28 protein-coding genes and 1 tRNA gene are annotated in these 21,082 nt (G+C 66.6%); 12 read left to right on the forward strand and 17 right to left on the reverse strand.

From position 1 onward, the window contains the following. Nucleotides 1-168: a 50S ribosomal protein L33 gene (gene rpmG / locus VIR62_RS03205; RefSeq protein WP_106640541.1), complete on the forward strand. Its 168-nt coding sequence runs from the start codon at nucleotides 1-3 to the stop codon at nucleotides 166-168. A 118-nt stretch (nucleotides 169-286) separates the two neighbouring features. Here rpmG and VIR62_RS03210 read toward each other — a convergent pair whose 3' ends face one another. Next, nucleotides 287-685, reverse strand: a complete 399-nt coding sequence (locus VIR62_RS03210; protein WP_431868630.1) for a response regulator — start codon at nucleotides 683-685, stop codon at nucleotides 287-289. A gap of 62 nt (nucleotides 686-747) precedes the next feature. Here VIR62_RS03210 and VIR62_RS03215 point away from each other — a divergent pair, with 62 nt between their 5' ends. The 6 genes from VIR62_RS03215 to VIR62_RS03240 all read left to right on the forward strand — a co-directional run bounded on the left by VIR62_RS03215 (nucleotide 748) and on the right by VIR62_RS03240 (nucleotide 6,079). After that, nucleotides 748-999, forward strand: a complete 252-nt coding sequence (locus VIR62_RS03215; RefSeq protein WP_431868631.1) for a DUF3572 family protein — start codon at nucleotides 748-750, stop codon at nucleotides 997-999. Next, nucleotides 996-1,622 (forward strand): HAD family hydrolase, encoded by a 627-nt coding sequence (locus VIR62_RS03220; protein WP_431868632.1) that lies wholly within the window; start codon nucleotides 996-998, stop codon nucleotides 1,620-1,622. Before VIR62_RS03215 ends, VIR62_RS03220 begins: the two co-directional genes overlap by 4 nt. 31 nt (nucleotides 1,623-1,653) lie before the next feature. Then, a complete protein-coding gene (locus VIR62_RS03225) occupies nucleotides 1,654-2,121 on the forward strand; it encodes a RidA family protein (RefSeq protein ID WP_431868634.1) in 468 nt (155 codons plus the stop codon). Continuing rightward, complete coding sequence (locus VIR62_RS03230) at nucleotides 2,093-2,827, forward strand: glycerophosphodiester phosphodiesterase family protein (protein ID WP_431868636.1); 735 nt, start codon at nucleotides 2,093-2,095, stop codon at nucleotides 2,825-2,827. The genes VIR62_RS03225 and VIR62_RS03230 overlap by 29 nt, the downstream gene beginning before the upstream one ends. After that, a complete protein-coding gene (locus tag VIR62_RS03235) occupies nucleotides 2,824-3,960 on the forward strand; it encodes a GNAT family N-acetyltransferase (protein WP_431868638.1) in 1,137 nt (378 codons plus the stop codon). Before VIR62_RS03230 ends, VIR62_RS03235 begins: the two co-directional genes overlap by 4 nt. 64 nt (nucleotides 3,961-4,024) lie before the next feature. Further along, nucleotides 4,025-6,079, forward strand: a complete 2,055-nt coding sequence (locus VIR62_RS03240; protein ID WP_431868640.1) for a prolyl oligopeptidase family serine peptidase — start codon at nucleotides 4,025-4,027, stop codon at nucleotides 6,077-6,079. Between the two features lie 304 nt (nucleotides 6,080-6,383). On the opposite strand, the gene folE is transcribed toward VIR62_RS03240, so the two are convergent. From folE to VIR62_RS03280, 8 genes are all read right to left on the reverse strand, one after another. After that, on the reverse strand, nucleotides 6,384-6,995 hold the full coding sequence (folE, locus tag VIR62_RS03245; protein ID WP_431868641.1) for a GTP cyclohydrolase I FolE: 612 nt from the start codon (nucleotides 6,993-6,995) through the stop codon (nucleotides 6,384-6,386). 82 nt (nucleotides 6,996-7,077) lie between these two features. Beyond that, on the reverse strand, nucleotides 7,078-7,290 hold the full coding sequence (locus VIR62_RS03250) for a hypothetical protein (protein ID WP_431868643.1): 213 nt from the start codon (nucleotides 7,288-7,290) through the stop codon (nucleotides 7,078-7,080). A 100-nt stretch (nucleotides 7,291-7,390) separates the two neighbouring features. Continuing rightward, nucleotides 7,391-7,467 (reverse strand) — tRNA-Arg (locus tag VIR62_RS03255). Between the two features lie 36 nt (nucleotides 7,468-7,503). Further along, complete coding sequence (locus tag VIR62_RS03260; RefSeq protein WP_431868645.1) at nucleotides 7,504-7,953, reverse strand: DUF1178 family protein; 450 nt, start codon at nucleotides 7,951-7,953, stop codon at nucleotides 7,504-7,506. Beyond that, nucleotides 7,950-8,780, reverse strand: coding sequence for a carbon-nitrogen hydrolase family protein (locus VIR62_RS03265; protein ID WP_431868646.1), 831 nt, complete (start codon nucleotides 8,778-8,780; stop codon nucleotides 7,950-7,952). The genes VIR62_RS03260 and VIR62_RS03265 overlap by 4 nt, the downstream gene beginning before the upstream one ends. Next, nucleotides 8,781-9,038: a glutaredoxin 3 gene (gene grxC / locus VIR62_RS03270; protein ID WP_431868648.1), complete on the reverse strand. Its 258-nt coding sequence runs from the start codon at nucleotides 9,036-9,038 to the stop codon at nucleotides 8,781-8,783. Between the two features lie 50 nt (nucleotides 9,039-9,088). Further along, the gene (locus VIR62_RS03275) at nucleotides 9,089-9,487 is read right to left on the reverse strand and encodes a ComF family protein (protein WP_431868703.1); all 399 of its coding nucleotides are present in this window, start codon (nucleotides 9,485-9,487) and stop codon (nucleotides 9,089-9,091) included. Between the two features lie 50 nt (nucleotides 9,488-9,537). Continuing rightward, nucleotides 9,538-9,936, reverse strand: coding sequence for a double zinc ribbon domain-containing protein (locus VIR62_RS03280; protein WP_431868650.1), 399 nt, complete (start codon nucleotides 9,934-9,936; stop codon nucleotides 9,538-9,540). Here VIR62_RS03280 and VIR62_RS03285 point away from each other — a divergent pair. Beyond that, on the forward strand, nucleotides 9,866-10,723 hold the full coding sequence (locus VIR62_RS03285) for a class I SAM-dependent methyltransferase (RefSeq protein WP_431868652.1): 858 nt from the start codon (nucleotides 9,866-9,868) through the stop codon (nucleotides 10,721-10,723). The genes VIR62_RS03280 and VIR62_RS03285 overlap by 71 nt on opposite strands. On the opposite strand, the gene VIR62_RS03290 is transcribed toward VIR62_RS03285, so the two are convergent. Further along, a complete protein-coding gene (locus VIR62_RS03290; protein ID WP_431868654.1) occupies nucleotides 10,716-11,105 on the reverse strand; it encodes a (deoxy)nucleoside triphosphate pyrophosphohydrolase in 390 nt (129 codons plus the stop codon). The genes VIR62_RS03285 and VIR62_RS03290 overlap by 8 nt on opposite strands. A 110-nt stretch (nucleotides 11,106-11,215) precedes the next feature. Here VIR62_RS03290 and VIR62_RS03295 point away from each other — a divergent pair, with 110 nt between their 5' ends. Then, entirely contained in the window at nucleotides 11,216-11,407 is a 192-nt protein-coding gene (locus VIR62_RS03295) for a Flp family type IVb pilin (RefSeq protein WP_431868656.1), read from the forward strand. A gap of 111 nt (nucleotides 11,408-11,518) precedes the next feature. Next, the gene (locus tag VIR62_RS03300) at nucleotides 11,519-11,707 is read left to right on the forward strand and encodes a Flp family type IVb pilin (protein ID WP_431868658.1); all 189 of its coding nucleotides are present in this window, start codon (nucleotides 11,519-11,521) and stop codon (nucleotides 11,705-11,707) included. A 54-nt stretch (nucleotides 11,708-11,761) separates the two neighbouring features. On the opposite strand, the gene VIR62_RS03305 is transcribed toward VIR62_RS03300, so the two are convergent. The 5 genes from VIR62_RS03305 to VIR62_RS03325 form a co-directional block, all read right to left on the reverse strand. Beyond that, complete coding sequence (locus tag VIR62_RS03305; RefSeq protein WP_431868660.1) at nucleotides 11,762-13,222, reverse strand: M48 family metalloprotease; 1,461 nt, start codon at nucleotides 13,220-13,222, stop codon at nucleotides 11,762-11,764. A gap of 85 nt (nucleotides 13,223-13,307) precedes the next feature. Then, complete coding sequence (locus tag VIR62_RS03310; protein WP_431868662.1) at nucleotides 13,308-14,249, reverse strand: acetyl-CoA carboxylase carboxyltransferase subunit alpha; 942 nt, start codon at nucleotides 14,247-14,249, stop codon at nucleotides 13,308-13,310. 12 nt (nucleotides 14,250-14,261) lie between these two features. Then, nucleotides 14,262-15,119 carry a tyrosine-type recombinase/integrase gene (locus tag VIR62_RS03315; RefSeq protein WP_431868705.1) on the reverse strand — a complete coding sequence of 286 codons (858 nt, stop codon included), beginning with the start codon at nucleotides 15,117-15,119 and terminating at the stop codon, nucleotides 14,262-14,264. Nucleotides 15,120-15,163: 44 nt separating this feature from the next. Then, nucleotides 15,164-16,966: a hypothetical protein gene (locus VIR62_RS03320; protein ID WP_431868664.1), complete on the reverse strand. Its 1,803-nt coding sequence runs from the start codon at nucleotides 16,964-16,966 to the stop codon at nucleotides 15,164-15,166. After that, a complete protein-coding gene (locus VIR62_RS03325) occupies nucleotides 16,947-17,117 on the reverse strand; it encodes a hypothetical protein (protein WP_431868666.1) in 171 nt (56 codons plus the stop codon). Before VIR62_RS03325 ends, VIR62_RS03320 begins: the two co-directional genes overlap by 20 nt. A 48-nt stretch (nucleotides 17,118-17,165) precedes the next feature. Here VIR62_RS03325 and VIR62_RS03330 point away from each other — a divergent pair, with 48 nt between their 5' ends. Together VIR62_RS03330 and aroB are read left to right on the forward strand one after the other, a co-directional pair. Further along, a complete protein-coding gene (locus tag VIR62_RS03330) occupies nucleotides 17,166-17,708 on the forward strand; it encodes a shikimate kinase (RefSeq protein WP_431868668.1) in 543 nt (180 codons plus the stop codon). Next, nucleotides 17,705-18,802 carry a 3-dehydroquinate synthase gene (gene aroB / locus VIR62_RS03335; RefSeq protein ID WP_431868669.1) on the forward strand — a complete coding sequence of 366 codons (1,098 nt, stop codon included), beginning with the start codon at nucleotides 17,705-17,707 and terminating at the stop codon, nucleotides 18,800-18,802. The genes VIR62_RS03330 and aroB overlap by 4 nt, the downstream gene beginning before the upstream one ends. Here the strand turns inward: aroB and VIR62_RS03340 are convergent. Both VIR62_RS03340 and VIR62_RS03345 read right to left on the reverse strand, forming a co-directional pair. After that, nucleotides 18,799-20,601 carry a monovalent cation:proton antiporter-2 (CPA2) family protein gene (locus tag VIR62_RS03340; protein ID WP_431868670.1) on the reverse strand — a complete coding sequence of 601 codons (1,803 nt, stop codon included), beginning with the start codon at nucleotides 20,599-20,601 and terminating at the stop codon, nucleotides 18,799-18,801. The genes aroB and VIR62_RS03340 overlap by 4 nt on opposite strands. Continuing rightward, nucleotides 20,601-21,026: an iron-sulfur cluster assembly scaffold protein gene (locus VIR62_RS03345; protein WP_431868706.1), complete on the reverse strand. Its 426-nt coding sequence runs from the start codon at nucleotides 21,024-21,026 to the stop codon at nucleotides 20,601-20,603. The genes VIR62_RS03340 and VIR62_RS03345 overlap by 1 nt, the downstream gene beginning before the upstream one ends. Nucleotides 21,027-21,082 lie beyond the last annotated feature (56 nt).

The following is a 21,082-nucleotide window of genomic DNA, read 5'->3' on the forward strand; positions in this document are numbered from 1 at the left end:
ATGGCCAAGCCAGCAACCGTCAAGATCAAGCTCGTCAGCTCCGCCGACACCGGCTTTTTCTACGTGACCAAGAAGAATCCGCGGAACATCACCGAGAAGATGACTTTCCGCAAATACGACCCCGTCGCGCGCAAGCACGTCGAGTTCAAGGAAGCCAAGATCAAGTGACGCACGACCTTACGGCGTCTCGCCGTTAGGTCCGGCTTCATCCCGGCGAGGGCCGGGATTCCAGCGAGACCCGTTGGGACTTCTCGTCCTGCGATACCGGCCTTAGCCGGTATGACGGCTAGGTGCCGAATTCGGATTCCCCGTGTTCCCGCCCGGCCAGCAGCGCCGCCACCGCCTCAACGAAGCGCACGACCGAAATGGGCTTGGATTCATAGCCTTCGGCGCCGGCATCGCGGATGCGCTCCTCGTCTCCCTTGGCGGCATAGGCCGTGACCGCCATGATCGGCACGGCCTTCAGCGCCTCGTCGGCCTTCAGCTGCTCGATGAGCTCCAGCCCGCTGATATGCGGCATCTGGATATCCATGATGATGAGATCGGGCTCGAAATCGCGGGCCTTTTCCATGGCGTCGCGGCCGTCCCTTACCGGCTCCGCCTCATAGCCGTGGGCCCGAAGCAGGTCGCAGAAGAGCTTCAGATTGAGTTCGTTGTCCTCGACAACGAGTATTTTTTTCGGCACGCGTTCGCCTCTGCACAAGCCCTCCAATGCACCTTTAGGCGATGAAGATTCAGGAAACAAACATGGATAAGGCGGCGGCCATCGCGCTTTCGGCCCTCGGCTGGACACTGGCCGACGACGCCCGGGCGCAGCGGTTGCTGGCGCTGACCGGCCTCTCGCCGAGCGATCTCAGATTGCGAGTGGGCGAGCCGGCCTTGCTAGTGGCGACGGTTCGCTTCCTGGAAGCGCACGAACCGGACCTTCTTGCCTGTGCGGAGGCGCTGAGCATCCAACCGATCGAGCTGATCGAGGCGCGAAGGGCGCTGGAAAGATGAGCCGTCCCCTCCTCATCAGCGACTGCGACGAGGTACTCCTCCACATGCTCCGCCATTTCGCGGACTGGATCGGCGAAGCGCATGGTTTCGACCTCGCGCTCGATGCCACGAGTTTCCGCGATGCCGTCCGCGAAAGGGAAACCGGAAGGCTGGTCGCCGAGGAACGAATATGGCCTCTTCTCGACGGCTTCTTCGACAGCGAGATGCATCGGCAGAATGTCGTGCCGGGCGCGATCGAGGCGCTCTCCGCGATCGGCGAGGTCGCCGACATCGTCATCCTCACCAATCTGGGCGACGAATATCACACGAGCCGCGTCGAGCAGCTCGTAGCCTTTGACATCCGCCATCGCGTGCTGTGCAATCGCGGCGGCAAGGGTCGTCCCGTCCGCGAGTTGCTGCAAGAGCTGAAGCCCAGCGTCACGGTCTTCGTCGACGACCTCGCCGTACACCATGAATCGGTGGCGAAGCACGCGCCGGAGGTGTGGCGGCTACACATGATCGCCGAACCGAAATCGGCGGTGCACATGCCCCCTGCCCCGCATGCCCACGCCCGCATCGACGAATGGGACGAAGCACGCGGCTGGATATTGGGACGGTTCGAGGAAGGACCGGCCGAGGCTTGACCCGGCGTACCTGCCGGTGCTTACGGGCGCCATGACCGACAGCATCTCAGACCGCCTCGCCGCCCAGGGGATCAATCTTCCCGAGCCCGCCGCCCCCGTCGCCGCCTATGTGCCGGCCGTGGAAGCCGGAGGGTTGCTCCATATTTCGGGCCAGCTTCCGTTCGACGAAGGGCAGCTCATGACCGGCCGTCTCGGTGAAGACCGCGACATCGACTATGGTCAGAAGGCGGCGCGCGCCTGCGGTGTGATGCTGATCGCACAGATGGAGAAGGCGCTGGGCAACCTCGACCGCGTCGAGCGGATCGTGAAGCTCGGCGTCTTCGTCAACAGCGCCGGTTCCTTCACTGACCAGCCCAAGATCGCCAACGGCGCGTCCGAGCTGATGGAGCAGGTATTCGGCGAGGCCGGCCGCCACGCCCGCAGCGCGGTCGGCGTTCCGGTGCTGCCGCTCGGTGCCGCCGTCGAGATTGATGCCATTGTCGCGATCAAGGCCGACTGATCCCGCGCTCGTCGAGTTGATCGCCCGCCCCTTCGCCCATCGCGGGCTCCATGGCGGCGGGCGGATCGAGAATAGCCGCGCCGCCTTCGAGGCGGCCATTGCCCAAGGCCAGGGCATCGAACTCGACGTTCAGGCCAGCCGGGATGGTCACGCCGTCGTCTTCCACGACTATGATCTGGAGCGGCTGACGACGGCGTCCGGCAAGGTCGCGCATCGCACCTTGGCGGAGTTGCGTCAGGTCAGGTTGCGCGGGACCGTCGAGACGATCCCGGACCTTCCCGAGATACTGGCGTTGATCGGAGGGCGGGCTTCGCTTCTGATCGAGGTGAAGGCGCCCCGCCGGGTCGTCTCGCCGCTCTGCCGCTCTGTCCGGCGGGCGCTGGAAGGCTATACCGGGCCGGTGGCTGTTATGTCCTTCAATCCCGAGGTTGGCTACTGGTTCTCGGTCCACGCGCCGCATGTCCTTCGCGGCCTCGTAGCGACGGAACGCGAGAAGCGCGGTGCAAAGGGCGACCTCCAGCGCCGCCTCGCATTATGGCGCTCGCGACCCCATTTCCTCGCCTATGACATACGCGACCTTCCTTCCCGTTTCGCCGCCGGAGCGCGCCGTCCCGTGCTGACCTGGACGGTCCGCACTGCCGACGACCGCGCGCGCGCCGGGCGGCACGCCGACCAGATCATCCACGAGCTACCGGTTCTGTCGTGATCGGCCGCAAGATAGCGGCACGGGTCGGGCAAGGCGTGGCGGCCTTCGATCCCGCCGAATGGGATCGTTGCGCCGGCACCGACCATCCCTTCACCACCCATGCCTTCCTTTCCGCACTGGAGGAGTCCGGGAGCGCGACGGCGGCGGCCGGCTGGCAGCCGGTGCCGATCGCGATCGAGGATCTGGATGGGCGGCTCGCGGCGGTGATGCCGGCCTATGCCAAGAGCCACAGCCAGGGCGAATATGTGTTCGATCATGCCTGGGCCGACGCGTTCGAGCGGGCCGGCGGGCGCTATTATCCCAAGCTCCAGATCGCCGTGCCTTTCACGCCTGTGCCGGGCCGGCGGCTGCTGACGGACGACCCCGGCCTCGCGCTCAGCCTCATAGCGGCGGCCGAGGAACTGGTGCGGCAGAATGGTCTTTCCTCCGCCCACGCCACTTTCATCGCGCCGAGCGAAGCGCCTTTGTTCGAGCGCGGCGGCTGGCTGATCCGCGTCGACAGCCAGTTCCATTGGCATAATGAAGGTTATGGGAGCTTCGACGATTTCATCGCCACCCTCTCCTCTCGCAAGCGCAAGGCGATCCGCAAGGAGCGCGCCGCCGCGCTCGAAGGGCTGACGGTCGAGCATATCACTGGCGACGCCATCTCGGAGCGGGATTGGGATGCTTTCTGGGCCTTCTATCAGGACACCGGCGCGCGGAAATGGGGGCGACCCTATCTCACCCGCTCCTTCTTCTCGCTGCTCGGAGAAAGGATGGCGAATCGGCTGCTGCTCATTTTCGCCTTTCGCGACGGGCAGCCGATCGCCGGGGCGCTCAACCTGATCGGGGCCGACACGCTCTACGGCCGCTATTGGGGCACGACCGAGGAAGTGCCCCATCTCCATTTCGAGCTCTGCTATTACCAGGCCATCGAGGCGGCGATCGCGCTCGGACTGGCGCGTGTCGAGGCCGGTGCCCAGGGCGGACACAAGCTCAGCCGCGGCTATCGTCCGGTGCCGACCTTTTCGGCGCACTATCTTGCCAATCCCGGCTTGCGAGAAGCGGTCGCGGACTATCTCGCGCACGAGCGGGAAGCGGTCGCGCACGAGATACGCGCGCTGGAGGAGATGACTCCCTTCAAGAAGGGCTGAGGGTTGCGCGGGACGTTCCGGAACCTAAGAAGGAGAGGTTCCGGACACGAAATGGGGGTTGGGTATGTTCAAGTGCGTTTGTGCGTTCGCGCTGCTGCTGGCGGCGTCGGGAACGGCCATGGCGGCGCCGGCCGAAGGGCCGACCACCCTCCTCACCCCGCGCGACCTTTTCTCGCTCCAGGTCGCATCCGATCCCCAGATAAGCCCGGACGGCAGTCGGATCGCCTATGTCCGGCGCTCCGGCGACATCATGACCGACCGCATGCGCCCGTCCATCTGGCTGATCGACACGCGCACAGGCAAGGAAATGCCGGTCGCGGCTGGCCCCGGCGCGCACAGCCAGCCGCGCTGGTCCCCTGACGGCAGCCGCCTCGCCTACGTCTCCACCGCCGAAGGCGAGGCCCCGCAGCTCTTCGTCCGCTGGATGGACAGCGGCGAGAGCGTGCGCATCACCGGCCTCCCCAACTCCCCGTCCGGCATCGCCTGGTCCCCGGATGGACGGCGGATCGCCTATTCGATGTTCGTTCCGGATGAAGGGCTGGAGCTCGGCAAGCCCGTCGAGAAGCCCGAGGGCGCCAAATGGGCCGAGCCGCTCGAAATCCACACCGCCGTCACCTACCGCACCGACGAACAGGGCTATCTGAAGCCCGGTTACGATCACATTTTCGTCGTCTCCGCCGAAGGCGGCGCGCCACGCCAGCTCACCTTTGGCGCGGTCAACGACGGCGGATCGCTGTCCTGGAGCCCGGACGGAAACACCATTTACTTCAGCGGCAATAGAACACTCGAATGGGAGCGCGAGCCGGTCGACAGCGAAGTCTTCGCGCTTAACGTCGATAGCGGCGTTGTGACGACGCTGACCGATCGTGACGGGCCGGATGCCAGCGCGGTCGTCTCGCCCGATGGAAGCCGGATCGCCTATGTCGGGTTCGACGATCAGAAGCTCGGCTATCAGAACAGCGTTCTCTACGTGATGGACCGGAACGGCTCCAACCCTCGACCGCTCACCGCCGACCTCGATCGCAGCGTCGGCTCCCCGGTCTGGGCCGACGACGGCCGCTCCATCTATGTCGACTATGACGATGAGGGGGTGACGAAGGTCGCCCGCGTGTCGCTCGACGGCTCGATCCGCGCCGTCGCCGAGGGACTTAGCGGCTCGTCGCTTGACCGCCCTTATACCGGCGGTTCGTTCTCCGTGGCGGATAACGGCGCCCTCGCCGTCACCAGCGGCACAGCGACCCGGCCGGCCAACATCTCGCTGATAAAGGGCGGCGACGCACGTCAGCTGACACGCCTCAACGCCAACCTTCTCGACCATAAGCGCCTGGGTGAGGTGATCGAGATTCCGGTCACGAGCTTCGACAACCGGCCCATCGACGCCTGGCTGACCCTGCCGCCAAGCCACGCCGAGGGACAGCGCCATCCGCTAATCCTCGAAATCCATGGCGGCCCCTTCGCCGCCTACGGCCCGCATTTCTCGACCGACAACCAGCTTTACGCCGCAAGCGGCTACGCGGTTCTGTCGGTCAATCCCCGGGGTTCCACCTCCTATGGGGCCGAGTTCGCCAACCTCATCCACCACGCCTATCCCGGCCGCGACTATGACGATCTGATGGCCGCCGTCGATGCCGCCATCACCCAAGGCTATGCGGACCCCAACCGGCTCTTCGTCACCGGCGGTTCGGGCGGCGGCGTGCTCACCGCCTGGATCATCGGCAAGACAAACCGCTTCAAGGCCGCCGCGACGCAGAAACCAGTGATCGACTGGGCGAGCTTCGCCCTCACCGCCGACGCGCCGTTCTTCTTCTCCCAATATTGGTTCGGCGAATATCCCTGGGAGGACCCGCAGGCCTATTGGAACCGCTCGCCGCTGTCGCTGGTCGGCAACGTTAACACGCCGACTCTGGTGGTGGTCGGCAGCGAGGATTATCGCACCCCGGTCAGCGAGGCGGAGCAATATTACACCGCGCTGCAGCTCGTCGGCGTTCCGACGGCGCTGGTGAAGGTGCCCGGCGCCAGCCACGGCGGCATCGCGGCGCGTCCGTCGCAAAGCGGAGCCAAGGCGAGCGCGATCCTCGCTTGGTTCGACAAATACAAGAACGAGCCGCCGGCCCAGTAAAGAAGTGGCGGCGCCGCTGGTCCACGACGCCGCCCGCGATCCAGATAACCTAGCGCGCACAGGGGGCCGCCGCGCTCCGGTCCTCCGGGAATTGCCTAGTTGTCCACCAGGTCTGTGTAGCCGCGACCTCCCCAATCGAAGGTTCCTGCCGCCGGACACCGAAGCCATCCGGCAATTCTCTATTAGCCCGCACGCGCCCGGGTTCTCGCCGGCCTTTCGGCCGGGATGGTCAATCCTGCTGCGAAACGACATGGCGAACGACGAAAAGCGCGATTCCGTCGACGTAGCGGCGGCGGCAGGGCGACTAGTAGCCCATCAGGGCTAACACTTCGCGGCGGCTCCGCTCGTCTTCCCGGAAAACGCCCATCATGCGGCTGGTGGTCATCATCACGCCCGGCGTGCGCACGCCTCGCGCGGTCATGCAGGCGTGGCTCGCCTCGATGACGACGGCGACGCCCTGCGGCTGCAGATGCTCCCAGATGCAGTCCGCCACTTCGGCGGTCAGCCGTTCCTGAACCTGAAGGCGGCGGGCGAAGCCATGCAGCACGCGGGCCAGCTTCGAAATACCTACCACCCGGTCCCCCGGCAGATAGGCGATCGACGCCTTGCCGATGATCGGCGCCAGATGATGTTCGCAGTGGGACTGAAAAGGGATGTCCTTCAACAGGACGATCTCGTCGTAGCCGCCCACTTCTTCGAAGGTGCGGCTGAGATGGACGGCCGGATCTTCAGCGTAGCCCTGCGCATATTCCTTCCAGGCGCGCGCGACCCGCGCCGGAGTATCAAGCAGGCCTTCACGGTCCGGATCGTCGCCGGCCCAGCGAATGAGCGTGCGCACAGCTTCCTGCACTTCCTGCGGCACAGCGACTTTCTTGGGCGAGCGATAAAGATCGCCGTCATCCGGTGAACTGGTCATGGCGCTTCCCTAGCACGAACGGATTTCAGTGCCAGCAGACCTCGTTCATTTCAGAAATGGCTGTCAGGCCGATCGCCCCAGGTCACGGGCTGACCGGCCGCGCATCGTCATCATCATCATCATCGATGAGGACATCGTAGATGCCGTAGATGAGCAACGCCGCGAACGCCGCGCCCAGAGCATATTGGACGACGCCCGGCCCACTTCCACGAGTCGCGTCTTGCGCTGTCGCCGCCACTGGGGCGACCACCAGCGCGGATGCCACGGCGACTATGGCGAGTTTCTTCGAATTCATCAAATGCCCCATGATATTCGCCAACCGGCTGACGATATGCGCTGCTTCTTTTAGGGCATTCCCGCTTTTCCCACAACGGCGTCGCTGTCGGCTTGCAGGATGGTGACCCCGACAGGATTCGAACCTGTGGCCTACTGATTAGGAATCAGTTGCTCTATCCTGCTGAGCTACGGGGCCGACCGGCTGGCTGGTTAGGACGGGCTGCGCGTCCGGTCAATTCTCGCGGCTGGGCTCGACGACCGGGAAGGGCAGCGGCGCGACCTTGATTCCGTCCTCTATCAGGCTGTCCGTCTGCGCCTTGGTTGCCTGCCCGTGGATCGATCGGGCATCTGCCTCGCCGAGATGGATGGCGCGCGCCTCGTCGGCGAAGCGGTCGCCTACGAAATCCGAGCCTTCCAGCATCTTCTTCTGCGTCTCGGCGATCGACGCCATCATCGCCTTCACCGCTTCCGGATCGGACGAGAAAGCTTCCGTCGCCGCGCCGCCGCGATTGCCCTTCGGCCCCACCCGCGGCGCCATGACCGCCTTCGCGACATCGCGCGAGCCGCAGAGCGGACATTCGACCAGTCCACGCCCGCGTTGCTCCTCGAACGCCTCGCTGGATCCGAACCAGGCTTCGAAAACGTGGCCTTGGGAGGTGCATTTAAGATCGAATACGATCATCGGACGATGTCCGGTGGGTCGATAGGACGACGGTGCCGGATCGCCGGAAGGCGCTCCCGCACCGTGTCCACCTCGGCGGTATCGATGTCCGCGAAGCCGAGCCCCGGCTCCGTACCCATATCCAGCAACACCTTCCCCCAGGGGTCGACGACCAGCGAATGACCATAGGTCTCGCGGCCGTCCTCATGGCGCCCCGTCTGGGCGGCCGCGACCACGAACACGCCGGCCTCGATCGCCCGCGCACGCAACAGCACATGCCAATGCGCCTCGCCGGTCGGAACCGTAAAGGCCGCCGGAATGCTGAGGATGGTGGCGCCGGCATTGCTCAGCGCCCGATACAGGTCGGGAAAGCGCAGGTCGTAGCAGATGGAGAGGCCCATCAGCCCGAGCGGCGTCTCGACAGCGACGCCCCGTGTCCCGCTCGCATAGGCGACGGATTCGCGCCAGCTCTCGCCGGTCGGAAGGTCGACGTCGAAGAGATGGATCTTGTCATAGCGCGCGCGGATGTCGCCCCGGTCGTCGATCAGGAAGCCGCGATTGACCAGTCGTCCGTCGTCGTTTTCCTGCGCGAGGGCAAGCGAGCCGAGATGGACCCAGATGCCATTTTCCGCCGCTGCGGCGCGCACGGTCGCGAGGACCGTGTCGGACGCCTCATCCCTGAGGTGCCGCGCCGCCCGCTCGCGGTCGCGATCGAGCAGGCCGCTCATCTCCGGCGTGAACAGCATGACCGCGCCGCCCTTCGCCGCCTCGGCGATCGCGCGCACCAGATCGCGCCCGTTCGTCCCCGGGTCCGGGCCCGTCTGCGTCTGATAGAGTGCGATGCGCATTCAGGCCTCGAGCAGCGGGTCGAGCTTGCCGTCGCGGTCGAGCGCGGCAAGATCGTCGAAGCCGCCGATATGGCGGTCGTCGATGAAGATTTGGGGGACGGTGGTGCGGCCATTCGCACGCTGGATCATCTCAGCGCGCTTCTCGCCGCCCATGGTGATGTCATATTCCTCGAACGACGTGCCCTTGCCCTCCAGCAACCTTTTGGCGCGGAAGCAATATGCACAGAGGAATTTGCTGTAGATTTCGACGCGGGGCATTGATCGTACTAGCTCCTTTCGATCGACCTGTGGCGGCTACCGCCGGCTTGTCAATCGTCCGCTCGAACAACCCGCGCCCAGCATAATATGTCCACCCGCGCCGCGCCCACTCGCTTCAGCGCCTTGGCGCAAACGCTTACCGTCGCGCCCGTCGTATAGACGTCGTCGATCAGCAGCACGGTCCTTCCGTTCAGGCGCGGCTTCATTCTCGCGGGCACGCGGAAGGCGCCGCGCACGGTCAGCGCGCGCTCGCGTGGCCCTTTGCCCTTGAGCGGAGGTGTGGCCTTGACGCGCTCGAGGAGGCCCAGTTCGCAGGGCAGCCCGCTCCGCTTCGCCAGCGCGCCGGCGATAAGAGCCGATTGGTTGTAGCCCCGCTTCCAGATCCGCCACCGATGAAGTGGAACCGGCGCGAGAAGGGTCTCTGCGTCCCCGCCCAGATGGCGGTACATGAAATGAGCCAGCGTCTCGGCAACGCCGGGCCGGCCGCTATATTTGAGCTTCAACACGACACGACGCGCGATATCGCCATAGGCGACGGCGGCGCGGGCACGGTCATATTCCGGCGGATGGGCGAGGCAGGCGCCGCATTCGGCATCGGCGGCGCTGGCGGCAGACCGCAGCGCATGCAGCAGGGCTCGCCCAGAAAATGCAGGTCTTGCCAGCAATTGAGGCAGAAACGGCGCACAGCTTCCGCGACCACGCCCAACTGGCGCAGCGCGGCGGCAGTGCGAAATCCAGAATCTGGCGGACGACGCCGTGCGTCGCTTTCACCGTCGCATGCATGGCGGCCCTTGTCCCCCAGGCCTTGCCGCTGCACAAGCCTGGCCGTGGACCCCGATATTCCCTTCGACCGCCGCCTTCGCCGCCTTCGCCGCGACTGCGCCGCCGGGCAATTCACGAACGCGGATTACCTCCATCGGATGGCGTCGGAGGAACTGCTCGACCGGCTCGATCTCGTGAAGCGCGACTTTCGCGACGCGCTCGACCTGGGCTGCGGCGACGGCTTCCTCTCGGAGCGACTCCGGGCAAGAGGATTGACGGTCGTCTCCGCCGACGCCGGTGCGTCGTTCGCGAGCGCCGCGAATGGTGTCCAATGCGACGAAGACCGGCTCCCTTTCGCCGACGCGGCTTTCGATCTGGTCACATCCGTCGGCGTGCTCGACAGTGTCAACGATCTGCCGGGCGCGCTCGCGCTCATCCGCCGCGCCCTACGGCCCGACGGCCTCTTCCTCGCCGCCTTCACGGGAGCCGGCAGCCTGCCGCGTCTCAGAGACGCAATGAATGCAGCCGAGGAAGCCGAAGGCACCCCCGCCTCGCCGCACATCCATCCCCAGATCGATGTGCGGGCCGCGGGTGATCTCCTCACTCGCGCGGGCTTTGCCTTGCCGGTGGCCGACGCTGCAGGCATCCACATCCGCTTCTCGAGCTTCGGGCGCCTGATTCGCGACCTGCGAGCGATGGGCGCGACAAACATCCTCGCTTCACGGTCGCGGCGGCCGATCGGCCGCCTCGGGCTGGCCGCGGCAACCGTCGCGTTCGGCCGTCACGCCGAAGACGACGGCAAGACGGTCGAACGGTTCGAAATCGTCTACCTGACCGGCTGGTCTCCTTCCGCCGATCAACCGCGACCGGCGCGGCGCGGCAGCGCAACGACGTCACTGGCGGACGCCTTGAAAGCTAGATGAGCGCATCGAGCAAGGCGATCAGTGGCTTGTCGGCGGGCGGCATGGGAAGGACGGACATTTCACGAGGGCGCACCCATTGCAGTCCGGAGGCATCGAGCGGCTTCGGCTCCCCATGCCATTCACGACAGATATAGAGCAGGAGAATCATGTGACGCCCGGCGACGTCGGCGCTGGCGAAGGTCGCCGGAGCCAGGCGCGCGGCGTCGGTGTCGATGCCGAGCTCCTCCTTGAGCTCCCGGGCAAGAGCGGTTTCGGGAAGCTCGCCCCGCTCGACCTTGCCGCCCGGAAACTCCCACAGGCCGGCCATCGCCCGGTGGGCCGCGCGCTGCTGGAGAAGCACCCTCCCCTCGGTGTCGATCAGAGCCGCGGCCACGACCGTCATTGTCGGATTATTTTCCACCAAGGGCCTTCACGCTAGGATTTTGTTAACGACGCAACGCGATATTCCCCTCGAATGAGGGACCTCATATCCCGCCCATGTGGGGGTACGAAATGGTGCGCCGGACATCAACATTGCTCAGCGACGAACGCGGCGCGACCGCCATTGAATATGGGCTGATCGTCTCGCTGGTCGTGCTGGCAATGATCGGGGCTCTCGGTGTGCTCGCCGAAACCACGACGACGATGTGGAACGACGTGTCCGACAAGGTCGAGGACCCCAGGCCAGCCCTCGTTGCGGATTAAGAATTTGAAAACTTCTCGATCCTAAAAGGCGAAACTGCTCGCTCCACCATTCGAGAACGGAGAGGGGCAGGGAAGTGTGGACTTCCTATGCGATGGAACAGGAGACCGGAAATGAAATTCTTCAAGAAGCTCATCAAGAACGAAAAAGGCGCCACCGCTATTGAGTACGGCCTGATCGCCGCCCTCATCGCCGTCGCCGCCATCACCGCCATGTCGAACCTCGGCGGCGAGCTCGCCGAGACCTTCAATGCTGTGGAAGGCGAGATGAACGATCGCAACACGGTCGTCGCCGCCGACTAACCAGGTCGGGACGAGAAGACGAAGGGCGGCGGAGCTTGTCTCCGCCGCCCTTTTTTATCGATTCCCGTAGACGACGAGCTTTACCTTGCTTCCCGGTGACAACTGACTGTTCGCGCTCAGCGAGTTGAGCACCAGGAAGCGTTCAAGCTTGTAGTCGTCATAGGCCATGCGGCCGGCGAGCGACTGGACCGTATCGCTCGCCTTCACCGTCACCACGTCGATCACCCGTGGCCGAATAGCCGCCGCCTCGCTCGCGCTCAGGCGATCGAGCGAGCCGACCATCGATCCGAACGGCCCGAGGCCGCTGCCCGCGGGCGTAATCATCGCGAAATGATAGGCGGTGTTCGAATCCCATTGATAAGCGAAGACGGTCACGTCGAGCTGGCCCTGCCTGGTCGACGCCCGCGCTGTCGAGTAGGCGGCGGTAATGCCATTGACGGTCGTCGTCTGGGGCGGCGGGAAATTGATCTGCGCCTGACCGCCCGCGAGAGCCTGGAAGACCTGACCGATATAGGCGTCGAGGCCGCCGCCGAGCGGGCCGCCCGAAAACTGCGCCTGGCCGTTGGAGCCGGTGATGCTGACCGCGCTCGATCCGTTCTGGATGCCATATCCCTGCGGCACCGAGAATTCGAGGCGGAGGTCCGGGTGAAGGAAGCGGTTGCCCCTCACCACGCCCTGCGCCGGATCGTCGTCCCAGGTCATGCCGTCGATCGCGTTCAGGAGCTGGTCGCGGTTGCGGACACCGGCGCCGGCGCGCTGGACCTGGCTGGCAAGCGCATTGGCGCGCTGCACCCGATCGTCGCTCAACGGATGAGTCCGGGCCCAGCTCGGCACCGAGCGCTGGTCGTTCCCGGCAATGCGGCTGTCGAGAGCCTCGGCCGCGCCGAGCGAGGCCAGTAAGCTGGCCGAGGCGTTGGCGTCGTAGCCTGCAGCCGTCATGTACCGGATGCCGAGCGCGTCGGCCTCATATTCCTGGCTGCGCGAGTAGCTCAGGAATAGGCCCTGCCCCACTGTCCCGGCAAGCTGTGCGAGGTCGCCGGATCCGGTGAGCACGCCGATTGCAAGCGCGCCGAGCTGCGTCAGAATGCCTCGATTCTGCCGGCCGCGCGAATGGTCGGCGGCGATGTGGCCGATCTCATGGCCAAGCACCGAGGCAAGTTCTGCTTCGTCGTCCATCAGGCCGACCAGCTGGCGCGTCACATAGACATAGCCGCCAGGCACCGCGAAGGCGTTGAGCACCGGCGAGTTCAAGGTCGTGATCGTATAGGCGCCGCTGCCGGCGCCCTGGATGCCCGACTGCACGGCTACCTTGCTGCCGACGCCGGCGACATAGGCGTTGCGGTTCGCGTCCACCGTGCCGCCGAATTCCGCGACGACCTCGGGATGCTGTTGCGCCGCGGATTGTCGGGCACTTTGCGAGATGGAGCGGCTGTCCCCCTGCCCCGTCAGGCCGCCGGTGGCGCAACCGATGGTCGTGAAGGACGCGGTCAGCGCCAGCAGCATCTTGAATTTCATGGGATCGGTACTCCTGTTCGCCGGAACGATAGCGTTCCGAAATGAACACGAAACCAACGACGAGGTTCCTTGCGCCCGCAGACGCCTAGGCGACGGCCAGGAACTTGGCGCGACGCTGGGCGCGGACCTCTTGCGGTGAAAGGGCGGCGAGGCTGTCGAGTTCCTCCCCGATGATCGCACCGAGGGCGACCGTGGCTTCGGTCGGCGCGCGGTGGGCACCGCCCAGGGGCTCCGGCACGATCCGGTCGATCACGCCGAGATCCTTCAAGTCGCCGGCGGTGACGCGCATCGCCTCGGCGGCGTCCGCCGCTTTCTCAGCCGTCCGCCAGAGGATGGAGGCGCAGCCTTCGGGCGATATCACGGCATAAACGGAATGCTCCATCATCAGCACCCGGTTGGCGGCGGCGAGCGCGATGGCGCCGCCCGATCCGCCCTCTCCGACGATCGCGGCGACAACGGGAACGGACAAGGCGAGGCACTCCTCGGTCGAACGGGCGATGGCCTCCGCCTGGCCGCGCTCTTCCGCCTGAACGCCGGGAAAGGCGCCGGGCGTGTCGACCAGGGTCACCACCGGCAGGCCGAAGCGGTCGGCGAGCCGCATCAGGCGGATGGCCTTCCGATAACCTTCGGGCTTGGCCATGCCGAAATTGTGCTTGAGGCGGCTGGCCGTGTCGTCGCCCTTCTCGTGGCCGATCAGCATGATCTTGCGGCCGTCGAGCCGGCCGAGGCCGCCGATGATCGCCTGGTCGTTGCCGAAGGCGCGGTCGCCCGACAGCGGCACGAAGTCCTCGACCAGCCCTGCGACATAATCCTTGAAGTGCGGCCGCTCGGGATGACGCGCTACCTGCGTCTTCTGCCAGGGCGTCAGCTTGCCGTACGTCTCGCGCAGCAGCTTCTCGGACTTGGCCTGAAGCTTCTCGATCTCGGAATCGATGTTGAGCTCGCCGGCCTCGGCCGTGTCGCGCAGCTCGCGGACGCGGGCGTCGAGCTCGGCAATGGGTTTTTCGAAGTCGAGAAAGGTCGCCATGAGCCCGGCGGGTTAGGTGGCTTTGGACGCGGCGTCAACGAGCGGGTGGCGGCTGTTGACGAGGTCTATGAGGCGCCGGCTGTCGACGTGTGTGTAGATCTGGGTCGTCGCGATATCGGCATGACCGAGCAGCATCTGCAGCGCGCGCAAGTCGGCCCCGCCTTCGAGAAGATGCGTGGCGAAGGCATGGCGGAGGACGTGAGGGCTGATACGCTCGGGCGGAATGCCGGCGTCGGCGGCGAGCGCCTTCAGGAGCTGATAAAGGCGAACGCGGCTGAGATGCTTCTTGCCCGAAGGAAAGAGCCAGAGCGACGCCTTCGGCACCAGTGCGGCCCATTCGGCGACAGCGGCGCGGGCACGATCGGAGATCGGGACCAGCCGTTCCCGCCCGCCTTTTCCGCGCAGGATGAGGAAGGGCTTGTCGGCCGTGACGGCATTGCGCGGGAGCGATACGAGCTCGGTCGCGCGAAGACCCGATCCGTAGAGCAGCTCGACGAGGGCCGCCATGCGCAGGGCGGCTGCGTCTCCCTTCTCGTTCTTGCGCCGCTCGATCTCCCGGAACAGGGCGTCGACCGAGGCGTGATCGAGGATTTTGGGCAGCGGTCGCTCGCTCCCGGGTCTTGGCAGCGCGGCTGACGGATCGTCGGGGCGCAGGCCCTCGTCGGCGAGGAAGGCGAAGAAGCGACGAAGCGCGGCGGCCTTCCTCGCCACCGTCGCGCGCTTGAGCGGAAGCCAGGCCTCGCCGAGGCCCTTTAGCCGCGCCGACGAAGCCGAGCCGAGTCCGCCTTCCAGCAGGTCGGAAGCGCCGCGCAGGTCGCGCTCATAGGCGAGCAAGGTGTTGCGCGCCGCGCCGGCCTCGGCCGCCATCATCTCGAGGAAGGCGGCGATGAGCTGCCGATCCTCGTGTCCGCCGGTCACAGTCGCGCCAGCGCCTCGGCGGCGATCATCCGCGCGTAATAATCGAGCCCGACGCGCCTCAGGGCGCTGACGATGCGGTAGAGATGTTCGGGCGGAACGCCGCGCCAGCCGCCCGTCTGCATGCCGACGCCGGCGAGTAGGGCGACCGTGCCCGGCTGGCGCGCCCGCACCGCCCGCTCCAGCGCCTGGGTCCATGCATTCTCCGCGTCGAGCTGCACGCCCAGCGCATTCGCCAGCCTGGACTGGTCGTTGGCGCCCATCCGGTCCAGCCCCGCGAGGGCCGCCAGCAGCACCTTCGAGCGCAATCCGTCCTCGCTGTCGTCGCGGTCCGTGAAGGCCTCGATCCGACCGAAACCGAGGTCGACCGCGGGCCGCTCCGACGCGACGGCGAGCAACGCCCAGGCGCCGTCCGCTTCGCCGTCGTCCATGGCGCCGACGATATTCCCCCATCTCGCGGCCCGCTCGTCATAGCCCGCGGTCAGCATCGACGCGATCAGGTCCTCGGTGTCCCCGGCCAGCGCCTCCGACGGCACCATCCGCGCCGCCGCCGAAGCGGTCAGGATATGGCGGGCGTGGCGCTGGACCGGAGTCTCGGCATCCTCCCAGAGGCCCCGCATCGCTTCCATGCGTGCCTCGGGGGTTCGGGCGACATAGGTCTGGCGCAAACGGCCGCCGACCGACTCCATGATTTCCGAAGGGTCGGTCGTGTCTGCGATCAGGCTGTGCATCTCGACCAGCGAAGCGTTGGAGAACACTCCGAGCGACGCCGCCCATTGCGCGGCCTCCACGCGCTGATCGATCGGCAGCATCGGCGCCCTCGCCTTCCAGGCGCGGACATGCGGGCCAGCGAGATTCATCAGCCGGTCCGGAACCTCGATGCCCGTGGCGCTGGCAAGACCGAAGCGCCAGCTGTTGATCTCGTCCACGTCCTCCCACTCGATGGTGACGGCCCGGCGGGTGTTGGTGCCCGCACCGATCACCTTCTCGGCAAGGCTGAGGTCGATGCCGCCGACGCGGCCGCGGCTCCGCGCCCGGTCGATCAGTTCGCTCGCCCGGTTCGCGTCCCCTGCCAGCGCGGCACACATGGCATCGCCCAGCAACCAGACGGACTCGTCCGAAGTCTCGCGGCCGGGCTCGATCAGCGGGCAGAGGCCCGCGGGATCGGCGGTGGCGAGAGCGGTCTGCACCGAGATGGCGAACATCTTCGAGGTGAAACGGTCCACGTCGACCGCCTGGGTCAGCATCCGCGCCCCATCCGCCTCGCCCATTCGCAGCAGCAGCCACGCACGCTCGGCCACCCAGTCGACCGGGTGAACGAAAGAAGGCGCGGGCACGCGAGAGAGCAGCGCACGCCGCAGCAATATCTGCGTCCAGCGCGACGGCAGCGGCGCGTCGAGGCGCCGCATCAACGTCGAAAGATAGCGCCCATTGGCGTCGCCGAAGGCCCCCACGCCCAGGCCCCATTCGCGCGGACCGAGCGGCCCGACAAGATCGATCGGCCGGCGCGAAGCGTCGGGAATCTCGATCGGCTCGGGGAGGTCCAGCTCTTCCTCGAGCGCTTCCAGCTCTTCTTCGCTCATCGGAAGCGTCGGCGACTGCACGACCGGCATTTCCGGCGGCACGACGGGCGTGCCCGGCGGCGGCGCGGGTGGTTGCTCCACGGGCGGCGGCAAGGTTTCGGGATCGCCGAAGCCCGGCGGCAGCAGCGATTCGGGCGCTTCCTGGCCAATGGCCGGAATCGCGAGGCCGAGCGCCGCGGCGCCGCCGAGCAGGGCGAGCTTAGTTCGCCAGCGCTTCATTCGTCACGTCCTGCTCGATTCGCGTGGTCGCGACTTCGGTGTCGACGGTGGAAAGCCAGATCGCGCCGCCGATGATCAGGACAAGCAGGGTGATGAGGATCGCGGGAAGCGGCGACCGGCGCCGCCGGGGAGAGGAGAATCTGTTACGCATGCCGCGCCTTTTGCCCCAGCGAGGCGCTCCCTGTATAGCCCCGGCGGCATGCCCACGGCTCTTCCCCGTATCGACCGACCGATCGTGCTTGTGGGCCTGATGGGCGTCGGCAAGTCCACGGTGGGCAAGCGTCTCGCCAGGCGGCTGGGGCTGGAGTTCGTCGATTCGGACGAGGAGATCGAACGGGCGGCGGACCACAGCATCGCCGAAATCTTCGACCGCTTCGGCGAAAACAGCTTCCGGGACGGCGAGCGGCGGGTGATCGCGCGGTTGATCGACGGGCCTCCCAGGGTGATCGCGACCGGCGGTGGCGCCTTCATCAATGACGAAACGAGAACGCTGATCCTGAAGCGCGGCATCGTCATCTGGCTCGACGCCGACGTCGAGACCCTCGCCGAGCGCGTGTCCCGGCGCGACCACCGCCCGTTGCTCCGGAACAAGGAACCCCTCCCTCTTCTCCAGGATCTCGCCGGGGTACGAAATCCGGTCTACGCCGAAGCGCACCTTCACATCCGCAGCCAGCCCGCCCCCCATGAGCGGGCGGTCGACGAGATCGTGAAGGCGCTCGCCAAGTGGGAGCCCGAGACGTGAGGGAGATCGAAGCCGCCCTCGGCAAGCGGAGCTACAAGGTGCTCATCGACAACGGCCTTCTGGACCGCGCTGGCGCGCACCTGGCTCCCTTCGCCCGAGACGGACGGCTGGTGGTGGTCAGCGACGAGACCGTGTGGGCCTGCCAGGGAGAGCGATTCCTCCAGAGCCTCGGGGCCCTGAATGTCGCGCCGATCATCGTCCCGCCCGGCGAAGGGAGCAAGAGCTGGGCGACACTGACCGGGCTCATCGACCGGCTGATCGAGCTTGGTGTCGAGCGCGCCGATCATCTGGTGGCGTTCGGCGGCGGCGTGGTCGGCGACCTGACGGGCTTCGCAGCCGCGATCCTCAAGCGCGGCTGCCGATATGTGCAGATACCGACCACCCTGCTCGCGCAGGTCGATTCGTCGGTCGGCGGGAAGACCGCCATCAACACCGCGCGGGGCAAGAACCTCGTCGGCGCCTTCCACCAGCCGGCGGCGGTCCTGATCGACCCCGCGACGCTCGACACGCTGCCGGAACGCCAAATGCGGGCGGGCTATGCCGAGGTGGTTAAATACGGCCTTATCGGCGACCCGGCCTTCTTCGCCTGGTGCGAAGTGCATGGCGAGGCGCTCATGGCGGGCGACGGCGCGGCGCGGCGTGATGCGATCGAGACGAGCGTTCGCGCCAAGGCGGCGATCGTGGCCGAAGACGAACGGGAGATCACAGGACGGCGCGCGCTCCTCAATTTCGGCCATACCTTCGCGCATGCGCTGGAGGCCGAGACCGGCTTTTCGGACAGGCTGCTGCACGGCGAAGCCGTTGCCCTAGGCATGGCACTCGCCTTCCGTTTCTCCGCCGAGCGCGGTCTGTGCCCCAGGACGGACGCGGAAAGTGTCGCGGTCCATCTGAAGTCAGTGGGTCTTCCGACGACCCTTGCCGCCGCCGGCGTGGAAGCCGACGGCGATCGGCTTGCCGCTCATATGGAGAGCGACAAGAAGCGCGCGTCAGGCCGACTGCCCTTCGTCCTCGCCAGGGGGATCGGCGCTGCCTTTGTCGACCAGTCCGTGGCGATGGAAGAGGTGCGTCGCTTCCTCGACGCGGAAGGAAGCTAGGTCGCTCCATCGTCCCGAAGTGGATTGTCGGGCCGGAACATGCGCTCTTTCAGCGTATGGAGATCGCCGGACCTGCTTTGTCCTTCGAGCCGTTCGCGGTCGCGGTCGCGGTAGGCGCGTTCGATGCGCAGCACCTCCGCGTCCGACAGATCGAACCGGCCGAGCGCCGCGCGGCCCATGATCACGGCGGATTCGAAGACTTCGCGGTAGATGCCGGCGAGGTCTAGTCCATCGAGATCCATGATGTGCTTGCGATCGAAAGCGCGCACGAACACCGCCGCCTGCGGGAACGCATCGAGGATCGGCTCCAGCCGCGCCTTGGTGAGCCGATTGCCGTCCTGGCAGAATAGCAGCGCCCTCGCCTCCGCCGCGCCGGCGGCGCGCAGCAGGTCGAGGCGGGTGCCGTCGCCATAATAGACCTTCATACCGAAGGCGCCGCTGCGCTCGATCTGGTCCGGCTTGGAGTCGATGAGGGTGACCGCTATGCCCTTGGCCATCAGCATCTGCGCCACGGTCTGGCCGAAGCGGCCATAGCCCACGACGATGGCGCTTGCCTCGGGCGACCCCTCGGGCCCTTCCAGCCCGTCGCCCTCGCCGCCGCCCGCGCGGCGGTCGAACCAGGCGTTGAACTTCATCAGGAAGGGCGTGGACGCCATGGAGATGGTGACGATCGCGGCGAACAGGCTGGCCGCCTCGGGCGCGATCAGGAGCGCGGACTGGGCGGCGGCGAACAGGACGAAGCCGAACTCGCCGCCCTGACTCAGGAGAAGGCCAAGCTTCACCGCCCGCCGGTTCTCCATTCCGAACAGCCTCGCAAGGCCGAACAGGACGGCCGCCTTCACCGCGATCAAGGCGACCGCCATGCCGATCACGAAGGCGGGGCGGCTGACGATTGTGTCGATGTCGAGCATCATGCCGACCGCGACGAAGAACAGGCCGAGGAGGATCGAACGGAAGGGCTCGATATCCGCCTCCAGCTCGTGCCGGTAGGGCGAATCGGCGAGCATCACACCGGCGATAAAAGCGCCGAGCGCCGTCGACAGGTGAAGCGCCTCCATGACTGCCGCGCTGGCCAGCACGGTGAATAGCCCGGCGACGACGAAAAGCTCGCGCTCGCTGACCCGGCCGACGATGCGGAACAGCGGGTTGATCAGGAAGCGGCCGGCGAGGACCAGCCCGACGATCGCCGCGACCGTGTAGCCAGCCAGCAGCCAGCCTGGCGGCGTCGAGGGATCGGCCGGCGCGCGAGAAAGCGCGGCCGTGATCGTGATGAGCGGAACGATCGAGAGGTCCTGGAACAGCAGGATGGAAAAGGCGCGCTCGCCGGTCGGGCTATTGATCTCACCCGACGTTCGGAGGCTTGGAAGGACCTGGGCAGTCGACGAAAGCGCGAGCGGCAGGCCGATGGCGAGCGACGCGGCGGGCGTGAAGCCGGTCGCGAAATAGATGAGGGTAGTGAGCGCCAGTCCGCTGACCGTCACCTGGAGGAGCCCGAGCCCGAAAATGTCCTGCTTCAACCGCCAGAGACGACTGGGATGCAGCTCCAGGCCGACGAGGAAAAGTAGAAGCACGATGCCGAAATCGGCGATGTGGAGCAGGGCCTCGCCGGCGTGGACGAGGCCGAGGCCATCGGGACCGACCAGCGCGCCGGCGATGAGATAGCCGAGCACCGCACCCAGACCGAAGCGGCGGAAGACGGTGACGAACAGCATGGCCGCGCCCAGCATGACGACGCCGTCGCGAAGGGCGAGAACCGCGGCTTCGGTGGCTTGGGCAGCTTCGGGAGACGCGGGCGCCATCAGCGCGCGGCTTCCGCCGCCGCCTCGGCCACCGCCTCGAAAGCGAGAAGGATCGACGGATGGCGGGCCTTATAGGCGCGCGCCTCGCTGAAGACCTCCAGCCCTGGCCAGTCGCCGGGCTCGTCGCGGGCACCCGCGAGATATTGCGAGAGAGCGTCGCGCGCCTCGACCAACTCCGCCGGCTCGCGACCCAAGACGCCCGCGCCCATCAGCGCGGCCGACGCCTGACCCAGCGCGCAGGCCTTCACCTCCTGGCCCAGAGCCGCCACCCGCCCCTCATCGTCGAGGGCGACGTCTACCGCCACCCAACTGCCGCACACCGGCGATCTTTTCTCCGCGCTCGCCTGCGCCCGCTCCAGCCGCCCTAGATGCGGGATCGAGGCGGCCAGGCGCAATATGTCGCGATTGTAGAGGGCCGTGGGCATCATCACGCATATAGGTACGCCCGAAACGAAACGCATCCGCTTTCCCGGAGTGAATA

It is taken from the genome of Allosphingosinicella sp. (assembly GCF_036570505.1).
GTDB lineage: Bacteria > Pseudomonadota > Alphaproteobacteria > Sphingomonadales > Sphingomonadaceae > Allosphingosinicella.

What these genes read in the sequence shown, in the direction of transcription:
- VIR62_RS03325 (WP_431868666.1), bottom strand. Translation starts at nt 17,117, where the DNA reads ATGCGTAACAGATTCTCCTCTCCCCGGCGGCGCCGGTCGCCGCTTCCC.
- VIR62_RS03215 (WP_431868631.1), top strand. Translation starts at nt 748, where the DNA reads ATGGATAAGGCGGCGGCCATCGCGCTTTCGGCCCTCGGCTGGACACTG.
- VIR62_RS03260 (WP_431868645.1), bottom strand. Translation starts at nt 7,953, where the DNA reads ATGATCGTATTCGATCTTAAATGCACCTCCCAAGGCCACGTTTTCGAA.
- VIR62_RS03240 (WP_431868640.1), top strand. Translation starts at nt 4,025, where the DNA reads ATGTTCAAGTGCGTTTGTGCGTTCGCGCTGCTGCTGGCGGCGTCGGGA.
- VIR62_RS03295 (WP_431868656.1), top strand. Translation starts at nt 11,216, where the DNA reads ATGGTGCGCCGGACATCAACATTGCTCAGCGACGAACGCGGCGCGACC.
- rpmG (WP_106640541.1), top strand. Translation starts at nt 1, where the DNA reads ATGGCCAAGCCAGCAACCGTCAAGATCAAGCTCGTCAGCTCCGCCGAC.
- folE (WP_431868641.1), bottom strand. Translation starts at nt 6,995, where the DNA reads ATGACCAGTTCACCGGATGACGGCGATCTTTATCGCTCGCCCAAGAAA.
- VIR62_RS03290 (WP_431868654.1), bottom strand. Translation starts at nt 11,105, where the DNA reads ATGACGGTCGTGGCCGCGGCTCTGATCGACACCGAGGGGAGGGTGCTT.
- VIR62_RS03320 (WP_431868664.1), bottom strand. Translation starts at nt 16,966, where the DNA reads ATGAAGCGCTGGCGAACTAAGCTCGCCCTGCTCGGCGGCGCCGCGGCG.
- grxC (WP_431868648.1), bottom strand. Translation starts at nt 9,038, where the DNA reads ATGCCCCGCGTCGAAATCTACAGCAAATTCCTCTGTGCATATTGCTTC.
- VIR62_RS03275 (WP_431868703.1), bottom strand. Translation starts at nt 9,487, where the DNA reads ATGTACCGCCATCTGGGCGGGGACGCAGAGACCCTTCTCGCGCCGGTT.
- VIR62_RS03315 (WP_431868705.1), bottom strand. Translation starts at nt 15,119, where the DNA reads ATGATGGCGGCCGAGGCCGGCGCGGCGCGCAACACCTTGCTCGCCTAT.
- VIR62_RS03250 (WP_431868643.1), bottom strand. Translation starts at nt 7,290, where the DNA reads ATGAATTCGAAGAAACTCGCCATAGTCGCCGTGGCATCCGCGCTGGTG.
- VIR62_RS03345 (WP_431868706.1), bottom strand. Translation starts at nt 21,026, where the DNA reads ATGCCCACGGCCCTCTACAATCGCGACATATTGCGCCTGGCCGCCTCG.
- VIR62_RS03225 (WP_431868634.1), top strand. Translation starts at nt 1,654, where the DNA reads ATGACCGACAGCATCTCAGACCGCCTCGCCGCCCAGGGGATCAATCTT.
- VIR62_RS03310 (WP_431868662.1), bottom strand. Translation starts at nt 14,249, where the DNA reads ATGGCGACCTTTCTCGACTTCGAAAAACCCATTGCCGAGCTCGACGCC.
- VIR62_RS03265 (WP_431868646.1), bottom strand. Translation starts at nt 8,780, where the DNA reads ATGCGCATCGCACTCTATCAGACGCAGACGGGCCCGGACCCGGGGACG.
- VIR62_RS03220 (WP_431868632.1), top strand. Translation starts at nt 996, where the DNA reads ATGAGCCGTCCCCTCCTCATCAGCGACTGCGACGAGGTACTCCTCCAC.
- VIR62_RS03230 (WP_431868636.1), top strand. Translation starts at nt 2,093, where the DNA reads ATGCCATTGTCGCGATCAAGGCCGACTGATCCCGCGCTCGTCGAGTTG.
- VIR62_RS03305 (WP_431868660.1), bottom strand. Translation starts at nt 13,222, where the DNA reads ATGAAATTCAAGATGCTGCTGGCGCTGACCGCGTCCTTCACGACCATC.
- VIR62_RS03340 (WP_431868670.1), bottom strand. Translation starts at nt 20,601, where the DNA reads ATGGCGCCCGCGTCTCCCGAAGCTGCCCAAGCCACCGAAGCCGCGGTT.
- VIR62_RS03300 (WP_431868658.1), top strand. Translation starts at nt 11,519, where the DNA reads ATGAAATTCTTCAAGAAGCTCATCAAGAACGAAAAAGGCGCCACCGCT.
- VIR62_RS03330 (WP_431868668.1), top strand. Translation starts at nt 17,166, where the DNA reads ATGCCCACGGCTCTTCCCCGTATCGACCGACCGATCGTGCTTGTGGGC.